At 52.7% G+C, this 15,237-nt stretch carries 15 protein-coding genes; 5 read left to right on the top strand and 10 right to left on the bottom strand.

All coding sequences use genetic code 11. The features are described 5' to 3' along the window. Positions 1-222 precede the first annotated feature (222 nt). The gene (locus tag PRZ02_RS01355) at positions 223-456 is read left to right on the top strand and encodes a biotin/lipoyl-containing protein (protein ID WP_449464059.1); all 234 of its coding nucleotides are present in this window, start codon (positions 223-225) and stop codon (positions 454-456) included. Between the two features lie 16 nt (positions 457-472). On the opposite strand, the gene PRZ02_RS01350 is transcribed toward PRZ02_RS01355, so the two are convergent. After that, positions 473-958 carry an OsmC family protein gene (locus tag PRZ02_RS01350; protein ID WP_449464058.1) on the bottom strand — a complete coding sequence of 162 codons (486 nt, stop codon included), beginning with the start codon at positions 956-958 and terminating at the stop codon, positions 473-475. 385 nt (positions 959-1,343) lie between these two features. On the opposite strand from PRZ02_RS01350, the gene PRZ02_RS01345 reads away from it, so the two are divergent. Then, entirely contained in the window at positions 1,344-1,523 is a 180-nt protein-coding gene (locus PRZ02_RS01345; protein WP_449464057.1) for a hypothetical protein, read from the top strand. A 54-nt stretch (positions 1,524-1,577) separates the two neighbouring features. Further along, positions 1,578-2,996, top strand: coding sequence for a dihydrolipoyl dehydrogenase (gene lpdA / locus PRZ02_RS01340; protein ID WP_449464056.1), 1,419 nt, complete (start codon positions 1,578-1,580; stop codon positions 2,994-2,996). Between the two features lie 191 nt (positions 2,997-3,187). On the opposite strand, the gene PRZ02_RS01335 is transcribed toward lpdA, so the two are convergent. The 4 genes from PRZ02_RS01335 to PRZ02_RS01320 all read right to left on the bottom strand — a co-directional run bounded on the left by PRZ02_RS01335 (position 3,188) and on the right by PRZ02_RS01320 (position 6,944). Then, positions 3,188-4,126 (bottom strand): cobalamin biosynthesis protein, encoded by a 939-nt coding sequence (locus PRZ02_RS01335; protein ID WP_449464055.1) that lies wholly within the window; start codon positions 4,124-4,126, stop codon positions 3,188-3,190. A gap of 27 nt (positions 4,127-4,153) precedes the next feature. Beyond that, on the bottom strand, positions 4,154-4,783 hold the full coding sequence (locus PRZ02_RS01330) for a hypothetical protein (RefSeq protein ID WP_449464054.1): 630 nt from the start codon (positions 4,781-4,783) through the stop codon (positions 4,154-4,156). A 296-nt stretch (positions 4,784-5,079) separates the two neighbouring features. Continuing rightward, on the bottom strand, positions 5,080-5,916 hold the full coding sequence (locus PRZ02_RS01325) for an ABC transporter permease (RefSeq protein WP_449464053.1): 837 nt from the start codon (positions 5,914-5,916) through the stop codon (positions 5,080-5,082). Then, positions 5,913-6,944 (bottom strand): ATP-binding cassette domain-containing protein, encoded by a 1,032-nt coding sequence (locus PRZ02_RS01320; protein WP_449464052.1) that lies wholly within the window; start codon positions 6,942-6,944, stop codon positions 5,913-5,915. Before PRZ02_RS01320 ends, PRZ02_RS01325 begins: the two co-directional genes overlap by 4 nt. A gap of 94 nt (positions 6,945-7,038) precedes the next feature. Between PRZ02_RS01320 and PRZ02_RS01315 the strand changes: the two genes are divergently transcribed. Further along, complete coding sequence (locus tag PRZ02_RS01315; protein WP_449464051.1) at positions 7,039-9,267, top strand: cobyric acid synthase; 2,229 nt, start codon at positions 7,039-7,041, stop codon at positions 9,265-9,267. A gap of 13 nt (positions 9,268-9,280) precedes the next feature. On the opposite strand, the gene PRZ02_RS01310 is transcribed toward PRZ02_RS01315, so the two are convergent. The 3 genes from PRZ02_RS01310 to PRZ02_RS01300 are packed head-to-tail and all read right to left on the bottom strand — an operon-like array spanning position 9,281 to position 12,487. Beyond that, positions 9,281-10,558: an SLC13 family permease gene (locus PRZ02_RS01310; RefSeq protein ID WP_449464050.1), complete on the bottom strand. Its 1,278-nt coding sequence runs from the start codon at positions 10,556-10,558 to the stop codon at positions 9,281-9,283. Beyond that, positions 10,545-11,564 (bottom strand): endonuclease V, encoded by a 1,020-nt coding sequence (locus PRZ02_RS01305; RefSeq protein ID WP_449464049.1) that lies wholly within the window; start codon positions 11,562-11,564, stop codon positions 10,545-10,547. The genes PRZ02_RS01310 and PRZ02_RS01305 overlap by 14 nt, the downstream gene beginning before the upstream one ends. Further along, entirely contained in the window at positions 11,546-12,487 is a 942-nt protein-coding gene (locus tag PRZ02_RS01300) for a radical SAM/SPASM domain-containing protein (protein ID WP_449464048.1), read from the bottom strand. The genes PRZ02_RS01305 and PRZ02_RS01300 overlap by 19 nt, the downstream gene beginning before the upstream one ends. Before the next feature lie 86 nt (positions 12,488-12,573). Here PRZ02_RS01300 and PRZ02_RS01295 point away from each other — a divergent pair, with 86 nt between their 5' ends. Then, complete coding sequence (locus PRZ02_RS01295; RefSeq protein ID WP_449464047.1) at positions 12,574-13,845, top strand: Glu/Leu/Phe/Val family dehydrogenase; 1,272 nt, start codon at positions 12,574-12,576, stop codon at positions 13,843-13,845. Here the strand turns inward: PRZ02_RS01295 and PRZ02_RS01290 are convergent. Continuing rightward, the gene (locus tag PRZ02_RS01290) at positions 13,828-14,406 is read right to left on the bottom strand and encodes a hypothetical protein (RefSeq protein ID WP_449464046.1); all 579 of its coding nucleotides are present in this window, start codon (positions 14,404-14,406) and stop codon (positions 13,828-13,830) included. The two genes, PRZ02_RS01295 and PRZ02_RS01290, sit on opposite strands and share 18 nt — an antisense overlap. Next, positions 14,330-14,905, bottom strand: a complete 576-nt coding sequence (locus PRZ02_RS01285) for a methyltransferase domain-containing protein (protein ID WP_449464045.1) — start codon at positions 14,903-14,905, stop codon at positions 14,330-14,332. The genes PRZ02_RS01290 and PRZ02_RS01285 overlap by 77 nt, the downstream gene beginning before the upstream one ends. Positions 14,906-15,237: the final 332 nt, after the last annotated feature.

Here is a 15,237-nt window from a genome sequence, read left to right as displayed (position 1 = left end):
TTATGATCAAGTTAAATGGGTTATGCCACCGATTCATCTTTTCTCGCCAGAGACCCCGCCCGTAAGGACGGGGTAGTTTATGTAATAGCTTCCTTGGCCTGGCATCAGTCGAAGAAGACGTTGCCCGTGAAAAATAGGCGACGCAAAGCTGCGTCGGGCTTTCTAGCCCAAGAGCTCAAATGAAAAATCTTAAAAACGTAGTTTGCCTGATTAGCGGTCAAAATGGAAATCGAAGTTAAGGCACCAGCGGGAGGGCCAACGGGCGAGATAACTATAGTTGAGTGGAAAAAGAGAGAAGGGGACAAGGTTCAGAAGGGAGATGTGCTTGCCACAGGCAACGCGGTCAAGATAAGTACCGAGATAAAGGCGCCTGCATCCGGAACCCTCAAGAAGATCCTGGTAAAAGGAGGAAGTAAGGTAAAAAGCGGAACGACCATTGCCCTAATAGAGGGCTGATTTTTAAAACAAAAAATCACTCCAATATCAGCTTATTCGAGACTTTTGTCCCCTTTGACAAGGTGTCCTTGACCGGGCAGTGCGCTTCTGCATACTCCCTCAGCTGCTCTATCTTCTCCTTTGGCTCAGAGCTCTTTATCTTGGTTTGCATGTTGATCTCTAGGATGCCTGGCCTGACGTTTGGATCAAGTCCCAAGAATCCCCTTAGATCCAGCTTGCCACTTACCTCTGTCCTTATGGAATCTACCTTTACTCCCATGGCCTTGGCAAAGGCCATCGTGGCTATGGTGTTGCACGCGCCAAGAGCCTGAAGCAGCAATTCAACGGGATTAGCGCCCTTGTCGCTCCCGTCGAGATCTGCAGGCTCATCTACGATTATGGCGTGGTCCCTGCTGGTGGCCACAACCTCAAGTCCGCCTATGCTAAGGACGTCGGCCTTAAACTCAACCAAGCCGTTCTTGGGGTTCTTCTGAATGGCCTCAATTGTTTCCTGAAGGGTCATTTTGACCAAGTTAGATATGCATGTAAATTTAAGTGTTTCATATGAACTGCCGCCCCTATGGCTGGGCCCTCCGATGGCGCGGCAGCCATCACCCCCGATAGCGCAACTTATTTCGCATCCCTAGTTGAGTAAGCTACTTGTCAACGCGCTTGGATTAAGATTAGGCACGAAACCGCAGCTAGGGCGCTTATTCCCTACCAACTGCTTCTGCGATGTAACCGCACATCGAGATGATATCATTCCCCTGTACCGTTGGTTCCACTTCGAGTTTCGCGGAGCATCAGTGAAATATTTTGCGTTCCGTTTTTTTCCCATAGCAACGGATCACGTTTCCGGCGACGAAATTAAATCGACGTGCTTAAATGAAAGCCTGCTTTCACTTGCAATGAGAAGAGAAGTTTATGGCTTCATACTCGGGCTGATCATCAGCATAGCCGCGCTGACCTTGGCCCTCTATGCCGCGGGGATGTCGCTGCTGGAGTTTGGGACCGCGCTCATAGCGATAGACGTTATCTGGGTGCTTGGTTTCTACTCTTACGCCAAAAAACACGCAGATCAATCATGAAACCTCGTTTTAAGATCGATGCGCCATATTTATAAGTGAGAGCAGGCTTACCTTATGTCTCAGACTGGAACTGTTTTAGGCGAGAAAATCGAGGAGAAAGAGTACGACGTCATATACATAGGAGGGGGACCCGGAGGATATGCAGGAGCCCTCAAGAGCGTCTCTCTTGGACAAAGCGTGGCTCTCATAGAGGAAAGCCTCATGGGAGGCACGTGCGTTAACTGGGGTTGCATACCAAACAAAAGCCTGTTAGCCAGCACGGAAGCCTACCTCAACGCGAGAGATGGTGCCCAGTACGGCGTCGACATCAACGGAGACGTTAGACTTGACTTCTCGAAGGCAATGGCCCGCAAAGACGAGATAGTTGCAAAGCTAAGGGAGGGCGTCACGTTCATGCTTCAGAGCGCTGGTGTGAAGATCTACCGCGGCAGGGGAAGGCTCGTAGGCGAAAGAAAGGTAAAGATAGAGAGCGGAGAAGACGCGGGAAAGATCCTGATCGGCAAGGCGGTCGTAGTAGCTACGGGCTCCTCGCCTTCGAGACCACCCATCAAGGGAATTGACGGTAAGAACGTGATAAATAGCCAAGTACTTCTATCCATGAAGGAGCAGCCAAAGTCGCTCATAATTGCCGGAGCTGGACCAGAAGGGCTAGAGCTGGGAACTTTCCTCGCAGCTTGCGGCGTCCACGTCACGATCGTGGAGATGATGCCACATATTCTCCCGCTGGAGGACGCCGACATCGCAAACGCCCTTCAGGACGCCTTATCAGAGGAATTCAGCAACATAGAGTTCCACACGGGCGCCAAGGTGCTGGAAATAAAGGATTCTGGAGATCTCAAGGAAGTGGTTGCTGACGTTGGAAACGGCAAGACGGAAAGCTACAAGGCAGAATACGTCATGATGTCAATAGGAAGGACGCCAAATACCGCTAACCTTGGCCTCGAAGACCTTGGAGTACAGTTCAACAGGCGCTTCATAAAGGTGGACAACCACCTTAGGACGAACCTGCCATGGCTCTATGCAATAGGCGATGCAGCGGGAGGTGGACTTGCTCATGTAGCACTTGTGCAGGGACCCATAGCCGCGCTCAACGCTGCTGGGCACGAAGCCATTTACGATGATAGGGCATTGCCGAGATCAGTTTACACATTTGAGGAGGTTGCATCGGTCGGTCTAACGGAGGAACAAGCTAAGAACAAGGGGATAAAGTACAAGGTCGCGCGTGCCTTCATGGCTGCCAATGGAAGAGCCCTCTCACTCGGCAAGACTCACGGCTTCATAAAGATAATAGCCGATGAGAACAACAGGATAATCGGTGCCACGATGCTGGGGCCATACGCTTCCGAGGTGATACAGGAGCTCGCTGCTGCTATAACGTTCAACGCCACGCTTGAACAGCTGGCCACGGTAATACATGGGCATCCAACGGTTTCAGAGGTAATAGCGGATGCCCTGAAAGCGGGTGCCCAATAAGAACGTTTTTGGAACAAGGTAGCTTCCGCTGGCCCTTGCCAGCTTTTGTTCTTAACTCAAGTTGAGATTAAATCACCAGACGATCGCGTAGCAGCAAATCAGCATCCGCGATGCCCCCCAATGGCTCCGCGCCACGGAACTTCCTCTCCTCCATGAGATAAAGGAGCTTTGTCCGTTTTGGGACTTCTTGCTCACGCAAATCGCGGGAAGGCTGCCGCAAATAGCGGGAAGAACGAGAGGGCTGCGACCATGACCACGAACATCGAAGCCGATACGTCATAGACCCTTATGGCAAGGCGAATTTCCGAGGCGCTCGGAAGGTTGCCGCTCCCCAGCTCGTATTCTCCACGCTTTACCAGCCTAACTCCGAGCGCTCCAGCCATGGCGGACATGGGCCATCCCCCGTTAACGCTTTTGGTTTTGCGATGGTCTCTGAGCGCGGCAGCAACTGACTCCTTCCAGTTGAGCCCAATCAAAAGCGCCGCTATGGCTATCAGTAATGAGGTAAGCCTTGCAGGTACGTAATTGAGTATCGTGTCAGCTTTCGCGGATGCCCATCCAACGTCGCGAAAAGGAGGATACGGGTATCCCACCATGGAGTCAAGGGTGTTTATCGCCCTCTGCGCCAGCGGACCTAGGATGCCAAAGGGATAATACAAGAGAGGAGAGGTAAGGCCATCGACCTCTCCTTCCGCAATGCTCTCAATTGCGGCAGATGCAATTAACCCCTCGTCTGCGTCCGCGAGGTCTCTTCTCACTATTTCGGAGGTCAACTTCCTGGCAGCCTCAAGATCTCCTATCTCCAAGGCAAGAGCGATGCGTTTTCCGTAGCTTCTCATGAGCTTCCATGAAAAGGAGGACTTCAAAAGATAAACCCAAAGGACAAGAAGCAGTGGAACTAAGAGAGAGTACTTGATGAGCAAGAAATACGGAATTAACCAAAGTGCCCATGCAAACACAAGAGTAACCACGAAAACGAGAACCCCATAACTCCTTCCCCTTCCCTGTCCATCGAGTGCTGATATCAAACTTCCAATCCAGACCACCGGATGCAGCTTTGAGGGCGGCTCTCCAATGACAAGATCAAGTGCTACTGCCGCGATCAGCAGCACACTTAACAGCCCAATCATACTCTTTAAGCTGGGCCGGTGAAAAGCCTACCCTCGCATGTAGAAGAAGGCCTCGATCTCGGCGCTTATGAAAAGCACAAGCGCCACGCCTATAACGACGACCACGAACTTTGGAAGCTCTGACAAGAACTTCCTCGTAAAAAGCGACACCAATAGGTAAATCCCTTCCAACGTTGCGAGCGTGTAGGCGAAAAACTCCAGCCAGAACGTCGGCACAGAGAAGTAAGCCAGAAGCTCCTGTACTCCAGATATCTGAGCGTAGGGGGTTGAGCTCGCTATCGCTTGAGCCGATATGTAAAGGCCGCTATTGAAGGATATGAAGGCCGCCATTACGGGCCCCGCCAAGGGTATGTCCATCAGCAAAGCCAAGAAGTAGTTGTTCTTAAATATGGAGATGGCAACGGCTTCGGGCCCACTGGACACGGGCAGTCCCGCTCCCACGCTGCTGGCCATGGCCTCGGCTTGAAGGGAATTCATCATTTGTCCGGCGCCTATCATGGTTGACAACAGCAAAAACTCGAACACGATTATAAACCAAAGAAGCCTATCCCTTTCGGTTAACCCTTCCAGGGCGCCCTTTAGCAACAGCCACGATCTCCTTAGAAGGCTGTCCTCAGGCAAGGGCTCGGAACTTGCATGTGGATTTTCGGTTGCCATTATAGTAAAACAGCGGTAGCTATTAACTTTTAGCCAACGCTCCGGGCAACTCTAATGTACGACTTAAATTCTGAAGTCTAATCCCTGAAGGTTTCATCTTTTTCATGCGCGCTTTCCTCCTCGGCACATGCGCTTCGTTAGGTGCTAGCGCCCGAGTTGCCGCTCGCGCGCTTTCACCACGGGGATACCTTACGCCTTTGGGAAATATCTCAAAACGTCTTTGCGGTGGCATGCGCTCCTCCCTCTATCTCCTGCCCTAACGGGCGAGACCTTCAACGGCAAAGATGGCCAAAAAATCAGTACTGGGATATGGAACCCTCAACCCTTGCCCTTCTGAACCCCCAAGCGAAGAGCCCGAGCCCGAAGGGCACCGTTATTACGGTAAACAGCGACAGTATCTCCAGGTATGGAGCTAGCTGGAACAGAGTGTAGCCCTTAAGCAGCGAGTACCTTATGGCCTCAAGGCTCCACGTCAACGGAAGAAGATAGCTAAAGAACCTAAGCCAAGTTGGAAGCACGGAAATAGGGAAGAACACACCCGACAGCAGGTTGCTGATGGCGTTGAAGAGGAAGGATATGGGATCTCCTTGCTTGGTTACCATTATGATGCCGGCGGAGGCCATGCCCAACCCCATGTTGCTGAGTATGGCAAGTATCAAAGCTAACGCAACGCCCAGCAAGTCGACGTGCACAAAGTGCACTCCAAGGAAGCCAATTCCAACGCCCAGTATGAGAACCGCGTTGATGGAGTTAAGCAGGAATGCCCACGCGGCGTTGTAAAATAGAAAGCTGGAGAGGCGGGTAGGCGACATGAGCACGTATTCAAGGGTTCCCATGAGCTGTTCGTTTCTTATGCGAGTCGCTAACGTCGTAAATGCCGATGACACGTATCCTTGAAAGGCCACTCCGACGACCATGAACGAGACGTAACTCCCTCCGTAGGCTGCCAGCGATGGAGCGACGGCGTTCTTGTACATGACGCCTATGAAGTAGTAAGAAAAAACCGGGAGAAGCCAACCCAAGACCGTGAACACTACCTGCGTCTTATAGCTTATCCAGACGTCAAAACCCCTTATGACCACGAAGGCGTACAGCTTTTGTAAAACCGATCTAATGTTGACCGTTTTGATCACTCCCTCCTCCTACCAAACATGGGTTTATGAACTGGGCCCTCTACCTGAACTTGAGAGCCAGCCACCTTCACGAAGACGTCGTAAAGCGACGGTTCCTCCATCTTCACCTCAACTATCTTTACGCCGGAGTCTATGAGAGACTTTATGAGCTCAGGTACCTCATTATCGCTTTCAACGACCACCCTTAGGGTACCCTTTCCAGTCGGATCACCGCCCTCGCCGCTCCACCAGGCCTTCTGAAGACCGAGCTTATCCACGACCCAAGGTCCGCCATTTTCAAGCCTTATGACCACCGCGTTCTCCTGCTTCATCTTGTCCTTCAGCTCTGAAGGTGAACCAACCGCCACGAGCTTCCCCCTGCTCATGAATCCCACCCTGTCGCAGAGCTGCTCAGCCTCCTCCATGTAGTGCGTGGTAAGCACGACCGTCTTTCCCATCTTCCTTTGTACCTGTTCCTTTAAGAACTCCCTGACCTGCTTCGCCGAGATGGGATCCAGGCCTATGCTTGGCTCATCGAGCAGAAGTATGGGTGCATCGGTAAGTAAGGCGCGCACTATAGCAAGCTTCCTCTGCATTCCCGTGCTGTAGTTCATGTACCTAGTATCCGCAAACTGGTAAAGCCCAACCATCTTAAGCAGCTCCTCAGCCCTACTTTCTGCCTCCTTCAGCGGTATGTTGTAAAGCGATGAAAAGAAAAGTAAGTTCTGCATTCCGGTAAGCCTCCAATAGAAGATCCTTTCTCCCACTCCGACCAACCCTATGGAGTTGCGGACCTCCCTCTCCTGCTTGATGATATCGTACCCGTTAACGAGCGCTGTTCCCGACGTGGGAATCGTCAGAGTGCTTATTATCTTTATGAGCGTAGTCTTTCCTGCTCCGTTGGGGCCGAGAAGGCCAAAGAACTCTCCCCTTTCAACCGTCAAGTTGACCGAGTCAACCGCCTTAAACTCAGTTTTCTGAAATAGCCCGCTCTTGAAAATCTTCGTGAGGTCTTTTGTTATGATGGCTGGGCCTTCGCTCTTAATCAATTCTTGATCCTTATTTAAGGAGCATATACGGCTTTCGGGAAGCCAATATTTTTCGATTTCCGGTCCCCTTATATGCAGATGCCCCTGAAATCTCATGAAGGCTCTCATGATACAGGGGACGTCTTCCGGAGCAGGAAAGAGCACGATCGTCGCTGCCCTCTGCTCGCTCTTAAGACATGAGGGCTACTCGGTCACTCCCTTCAAGACTCAGAACATGTCGCTTAATTCGTACGTGGCGAGAAGAGGAGGGCCTGACGACGAGGGCGGCGAGATGGCCGTTGCACAGGCGGTTCAGGCCATAGCGGCAGCAGAGGAACCCTCGGTGGACATGAACCCCATACTGCTGAAACCCAGAGGGAACCTCACGTCATCCCTCATAATATATGGAAAATGGGTTGGCGACTTCTCGGTTAACGCCTATTACGAGAACGTGGTAAGCCAAGGCCTCTTAATTGCTTCGCACGCCATGAAGAGGCTCTCAAGCCACGATTTCATGATAATCGAAGGAGCTGGATCGCCTGCTGAGATAAACCTCTACGATCGCGACATAGCTAACATGAGGACAGCGGAACTCGTGGACGCTCCGGTGGTAATTGTAGGGGATATCGAGAGGGGAGGCGTGTTTGCCTCCCTCTATGGCACTTACTTCTTGCTTCCGGAAAACTGGAGGCGTAGGGTCAAGGGCTTCGTTATAAACAAGATGGGAGGAGACCCCTCGCTTCTGGGAGATGGCCCATCGAAGATCGAGAAGCTCACAGGGGTACCAGTGCTTGGCGTGATTCCCTACGAGAGCGATGTCTCCTCGTGGTCGGAGGACTCATTGGACGTAAAGAACTGGGGAAGCGGGCCTATCAAGGTTGCCGTGGTGAGGTATCCGGGAGCTTCCATACTTACAGATGTGGAACCCCTCAGGTACGTGCCCGATGTGTCGCTGGTATACGCCACAACACCCGAAGACCTAAAGAGCGCAGACATCGTGGTCATGCCTGGATCAAAGTCCACTCGCTCCGACTTACGGTGGATGCGGGAAAAGGGCATCGATGAAACCATTATGCAGGCCCATCGGGAAGGCAAGCCCATAGTGGCTATATGCGGAGGGGCTCAAATGATTGGCTCAAGGCTCGTTGACCCCCTTGGGCTTGAGGGCGAGAGACCTGGAGAAGACGAGGGGCTGTCGCTTCTCCCTCACACAACGATCTTCAGCAACGAAAAAGTGGTGAGGAGGAACGCGGCCACGGACGACTTAGGTGGAAGGGCTGACGGCTTCGAAATTCACAAGGGAAGAACGAGTTGGGAGACGGACTGGAAAGAGGGTGGAAAACCGCTCTTCAAAACGGATTATGGTTGGGAAGGCTGCCACATGAATAACGTGTACGCTACGCTCATCCACCATGCCGTCTTCTACGACGACGTTCTGACCAACCGCTTGCTGGAAGGTGTAAGGCAAAGGAAGGAGTTACCGGAACCCAAAGAAAAAACCGATCCACTGTCGTCGATCTTGAGCTCCGTCGCAAAAGCGGAAGAACTGCTTAGGAAGAACGTGGACGTCGACAAGATCATGGAGATGCTGGAGGTGCGTCGATTGGCGAACTGGAAATCGGCGCTTGCCTTTCTAACCATAATCCCCGTGAAGTCCGAGGAACTGGACTTCTCCTCGTTTTACCTTTATCCACTGATAGAGGGTGGAATCGGGCTAGCGTCAGCGGCTTTTTTTCTTCCATGGCTGGGCCTGCCACGCCTTGTGGCTGCCGCTCTATCCCTAGCCACCGCGGAGTTAGTTGGGGGATTCAATCACCTTGACGGGCTCATAGATGCAGGTGATGCGTGGATGGCAAGGGCAACAAAAGACCCCAAGAGGATGCTCGAAATCATGAGAGATAAGTTCACTGGAACCGGGGCATTGGCTTTCTTAACCTTCACGCTTATCGTAACTGTGACCTCGCTTTCATATGCGCCGAGCGGAGCGCTGGCCATGTCATCGGCTTTGGCATCTTTTGGCATTCTCGAGGCGGCCCTCGTGGGAACCCCGCTTAACGACTCAGGCTTAGGAGATCAGTTCATTAAAACCGTTAAATCCAGGAGACCGATGATGTGGCCCGCTCTTTTACTGACCCTAGTCCCGTCGATTCCGCTCTTCCTTCAGGCCCACGGCGGTCTCATAGCTTTTCTCGTAGGCGTCCTGATCTTTCCCGCGGTGGCCGCTTACTTTAACCGGGCGTTTAAGTTCACGAACGGAGACGTGCTTGGTGCAGCTTATGAAATCGATAGGGCGCTAGCACTGGTTATCCTACTGATAACGCTGCGGGGACCAATGATACGATAGACCAATCGACGATTCAAATCCTTATCCCGTAAAAGAGAAACGCGTACAGGACCAAGCAGTTCAGTGCCGTAAGGGGAAGACCGTAAACCGCAAATCTCCAAAAGTCCATGCTGGACTTCCCCCTGTGCTTTTCCTCTTCCTGAACTATTATCAGGTTGCTCGCTGCTCCCATTAGCGTTAGATTTCCGGCAAGGGTACTTCCAGCGGCCAGCGCTGCCCACGCCCTATACGAGGTGGGGCCAAAACCAGCCTCCCTCATAAGGGGCATGTAAAGTGCGACCATTGGAACGTTGCTTATGATCTGACTTAAGACAACGGAGGGTAGCATTATGAGGGCGAGGCTACCGTTGGGCGTGGGAGGCGGTATAATGCCGGCAATCGCCCTTACCAGCCCAGAATTCCACATTCCCTGAGTAACTACGAACAGACCAGCGAACATGACCAGCACGCCCCAATCGACGTCGTAAAGGAGCTCTCTCTCCTTTCCCCCGAGGCCAAGCACAATGGCGCTTCCCAGGAGAGCTACTCCGCTTATGTCAAGCGGAGGGTTGTACCCCAAGAGCTGCAGCCAGTTCACAACAAAGAGACCTATCACCGTTACCACCACCCCCGCTATGGCAACCCTCCTGAGCCTCTTGTCCTTAGCGGTTAAGAGCTCAATCGCGGGATCGCCTGCAGGCCTTGAGCGCTTGTATGCCACCCTGAGCACAGCTAATGCCAGCGCCACGTTGACAACGGTGGGCAGGAGAAGCCACTGAGTCATCTCTATCATGGGGGCGCGCATGCCGCTCTCAACCGCCACCAGAAGATTTTGGGGATTTCCCATGGGCGTCATCTCGCTGCCCGTTGTGACCGCAAATGCAAGTGCCAAAAGGAAGGGAAAAGCCTCGACCCCAGCAATCCCCGAGAGGTAAAGACCAACAGGCGTCCCTATTATGGCCAATGGGTCGTTCATGAGAAAGGCGGACGCCACCGAAAATATGAGGAAAAAAAGGACTAGAGAAGGCCAACCGGATGACCTCTTGCTTATGAGCGCTCCAACTTCTCCTAGCAAACCGGACATCTTGAGCGCTGAGGCTATGATGAACATGGAAAAGAGAAAAACTATGACCTGCAGGTCTATTGACTGGTAGGCTTGCTGCGGTGTTAGCACGCCAAGCGCCACGGTGGCCAGCGCACCTATCAGGAAGAAAAGCCATATGGGCTGCTTCAGCCTGAGCACGTTTCTAAACGCTACTCCCCCGAACACGAATATGAATATGCCAAGCGACTCTATCTCAGGTATGGACATGGCCCTCCACGGTGCACAGATTATGGGCCCTTTTAAGCACCTCCGGATACGAACCCCTTAGTTGTTCCACTGAAGAGGCAGCGCTTACGCGATTTCCAGACGATACGTAATAGGCTTTTTTTCCATCTCTAATAACGGCCCCCAGAACTTCTCCGGTTTCCTTGTCAATCACCCGATCGTCCGCGACGCTTCCTATGAGCATCGACTTCGCAACACCTATGGAAGGGATCCCTAGGGCGTAGCCCACCGAGGAAGCCAAACCGAAGCGCCTTGGATGCATGTACCCATCGCCGTCGACCAGAAGCACCGCGTCGATGTCCTCAAACATGGACCTCACGTCCTTCCCAAGCTCATGGGCCATTTTTTCCAAGACCAAGTATATCAGAGGGGCCTCACGAAGGTGAAAGTAAGTTGGTACGTAAGGACTGGTAACGATACCGCCTGCGGTTACCTGCGTCAGCTCTTCCCCGCACTTCATGACCGCAGCGGCGACGCCACGCTCATAGCCGACGCTAGGGCCGCCGTAAGAGACGTCAACCCCTATCTCGCAACTGAAAGTCCTGTCCTCCGTGATCACCTTTTTTCCCTTTTCCTCTTGTTCCTTGGCGACGGTCTCCAGCGGACCAGGGCCATCGGGAAATGACCGCCACAAAACGCGCTTGTCAGCGACCTTTCCGTCAGCGATTGGCACGCCCTCGCCGATTAAAAGCTCCCTCTTCCTCTGCTCGCCGAGCGCGTATCCTCCAAGCTCGCCATTGCTCATCACGACCCTGTGGCAGGGCACCTGAGGAGCGTACGGGTTTCTGGAAAGCGCCACACCAACGGCCCTCGCAGACCTAACATCGCCCAGAGCCTTAGCCACGTCTCCGTACGTACTTACCTTTCCCTTGGGTATGCTCGAGACGAGCCACCACACGTAGCCATAGATGTCTCCTCCTCTTGAAAAAGGAGGGATTGGCCCATCGGGAGGCCCGCGAAAGGTCAAGTTCAATCCAGTAATGCCCACTTGGCCATGCCCATGGCATAGGGCAAAAGCGCCCTAAGGGATGAGAAGGTGGAGGTCTCGGCATGAAGGTAGAGTGGGCAATTCAGCTCGCACTGCCTCATCCTCTCCCTGCCCAGCTTGGCCTCTTTTTTCGCCATGAGCTCGTTCAAGGGCGTCTCAGCAAGGCTTCCTATGCTCTTCCCTATGAACGGGCATGGGTAGACCAAATCACCATTGGGCTCCACCATTATAGAAAGGGAACGGCACACCCTCCCGCGGACAAGGGTTTCTATGACGGCAGGGCCGTTGTTAAGCGTATCCCCGTACTTCTTCTTGAGAGTTACGAGAACGTCGTGAAGCTTTACCGGGTCAGGCCTCAGATCCGGCAAGCCCGGGTAGTAAACCACGGGCATGGCAAGTATCTTGGCTCCAGCTTCGTGGGCCTTCTGTACCTTGTACTCGAGCTTGTCTATATTGTTCTTTGTGACCACCGTCTGGACATTTACCTTGTACTTCTTTCTGAGGTCCTTCAGCCTATCCAAAAGATAGGTGTTCCTGTGTTCCTCGTCAATGGAAAGGTGAAGGAAGTCAAAATACTCGGCGTACTCGTCCATAGGTACCTTATCCAGAAGCAAGCCATTTGTTGTAAGCATCACGTAAAAGGACCTATCCTTGGCGTACTTGAGGAGCTCCTTAAGGTCGGGCCTAAGCGTGGGCTCGCCTCCCTCAAAGCTCAACACCGTTACGCTTCCCTTCGATATGTTGTCGATTATTTTCTTCAGTGTTTCAGTATTCTCCTCCGGCACCTGGTTCATCCAGAAGTCGCAGAAATCGCACCTATCGTTGCAGTTGTTGCTCACCTTCAGGGTTGCGTATAGCGGATGATCGTTGTCGCCGAAGTAATCATGCAGAAATCCCGATACTAACCTCAGGTTTCTGTTCACGTGCTATTCCCGCAAGAGCCTATATATCCGTTTCGGGAAGAACACGAGCGCCTTAAATTTCACGGCCGCATATATATCGGGTAAAGTTGTTATCCCAAGAGGTTAAGGCTGAAGCCGAAAATCCCTACGAGGTGGCGCTAAAGCAACTTAAGCTCGCATCTGAAATAGGCAACATAGACCCATGGATATTGGACATGCTTTCCGTTCCCAAGAAGATCATACAGGTTTCCGTCCCCGTTAAGATGGATGACGGAAGGCTGGAGGTGTTCACGGGTTATAGGGTACAGCACAACGACGCCAGGGGCCCCTACAAGGGAGGCATAAGGTACCATCAGATGGTGACCCTAGACGAAGTGAAGGCCCTCGCTATGTGGATGACGTGGAAGACGGCAGTTGCGGACCTTCCCTACGGAGGTGCTAAGGGAGGGGTCGTGGTGGACCCAAAGAAGCTGAGCGCCGGAGAGGTAGAGAGATTAACACGTCGCTACGCTGCCATGATAGCTGACGAGATAGGACCCTACAAGGACATACCTGCCCCGGATGTGAACACGGGTCCTCAGACCATGGCGTGGATAATGGACACTTACTCAGCCATAAAGGGCTACAGCGTTCCAGAGGTAGTTACGGGAAAGCCCCTGTCCGTTGGCGGAAGCTACGGTAGAACGGAGGCCACCGGCAGAGGAGTATCCATATGCGCGAGGGAGGCGGCCCGCATAAAGGGGTTGAAGTTGCAGGGCGCCACGGTGGCCGTGCAGGGCTTTGGAAACGTGGGCTATTACGCCGCCCACATATTGAGTAAGGAGATGGGCGCCAAGGTGGTCGCCATAAGCGATAGCAGCACAACGCTTTACTCACCACAAGGGATTGACCCCGACAAAGCGCTCGAGCACAAGGAGAAGTATGGAGAGCTCAAGGGATATAAGGAAGGAGAAGTCATAGAACCAGCTGAACTCTTCTCCCTTCCGGTTGACGTCATAGTTCCCGCCGCAGTCGAGGGACAGATAAACAAGAGAATCGCCGATGGCATCCAGGCCAAGATAATAGTTGAGGGGGCGAATGGCCCCACGGATACCGAAGCGGATGAGGTGTTAAGGGAAAAGGACGTCCTAGTTGTGCCGGACATACTTGCCAACTCGGGAGGAGTGATCGTCAGCTACTTCGAGTGGCTGCAGAACCTGCACAGGGAGAAATGGGATCTCTCGGAGGTGAACTCAAAGCTGGAGGAGAAGATGGTAGGGGCGTTCAACGAAGTGGTCAAGACCAGTCAGAAGCACAGCACAACAATGAGGCTTGGGGCCCTTGTGCTTGGGGTAGGCAAAGTGGCGGATACCATAAAGACCTTAGGTCTGTTTCCCTGATTTTTTACCGGGTTTTCCTTCAAGAAGATTTTTTGCTGGGAATATCTCAGCGGCTTCATTTCCCAACGCATGAGACCAAGCCATATTTAGGGCTGATAATAGCCAGACCATGAGTAAGGGGTCGGGATACTCCCCCAAGGGCCTAACCTCAATCCATCCCTTGGCCTGGACGTAAGGCATAACTGCGACGTGAAACAGCCCCGACGCTGACCTAAGCGGAACGTACTCGAAAAGTCTTTCAACGAATTTCCTGTCGCCTTCCCAGCAGTAAACCCCATCTGGAAGACCCTTGATACCCTCATCGCTTCCCATTATGAAAACCCTGCCCTGTTCTCCGTTTTTCAACTTTGCCCCGTAGAATAGCGCCGGCACAACCACCCTTGTCCAGTCGGCCACGCCCGCCTCCGATCTGTAAGTTATTCCGGCGACGGCTTCCTCAAAGGCCCCCGCATTATAAGCGACCCTCACACCCATGTCGTCGGCATCAACCCTTGATATATAACCGAGTCCCCACCGAGCCACCGACTCCCTTATCTCCAAAAAACGCTCTAAAAGGCTCATCCGCCAGTCCTCGCTTAGCCTTCTTAGGAGGCATCACGTAGAGGTATATCTGGTGCGTAAACGGCGAATCCTTCACCTCAACGACCTTGTCCGGTACCCAGCCTGGGAATGGAAAGTCATGCGAGACTATCTTTGCACCCGGTTTCAGCTCGCTCTCGAATTTTGGCTCAAGCCTCTGATCAACGCTTGTGAGAAGATACAGCGCCAAGACATCTGCCTTTGACACGTCTACTTTGAAAAAGTCACCCCTGATAAGCGTCACCTTGTCCTTCAGGTTCTCCTCCTCTATTCTTTTTTCTATGAGCTCCGCTCTCCCAGGATGAGCCTCAACACCCACGGCCGTTGCCCCGAATTCCTTGGCAGCCATTATTATTATCCTTCCATCTCCAGCGCCAAGATCATAAACGACCGTGCCCTTTGTAACGCCGGCCAGCTCGAGCATCTTTCTTACGACCGGCTCAGGAGTTGGAACAAAAGGAACATCAAGTCCGAAAGACATTTTTATTCAATAAAAAAAGAATTTCAGTAATTAAAGCTACCGCATCCTCAAGCCATGTTTTCTGAGCTGCGACGAGCCACTAGCGGGTTCTTGGTGCGGTCCGTAGCGAGCGGTCTCGCGCAATAAGATACCTACGTTATGATCACGTGCGGTATTACGCATTTATCGCCGAAGACCCTACCCGTTGGGATAAGATGTTAAAGTGAGTGTGGCCGACTCAAAAGTGCGTTGGGAGATGCTCTCCAACTGGGTTCGGCCCAAAACCGCGGCTTAAACGCGCCCGTAAATGCCAACTCAACCAGAGGCATCGATCGGTTGCGCAAACGAGGGCG

Origin of the sequence: Tardisphaera saccharovorans (genome assembly GCF_046635845.1) — an archaeon.
Taxonomy (GTDB): Archaea; Thermoproteota; Thermoprotei_A; order Marsarchaeales; family UBA168; genus UBA168.
This window is presented reverse-complemented; position numbering and strand designations above follow the sequence as displayed.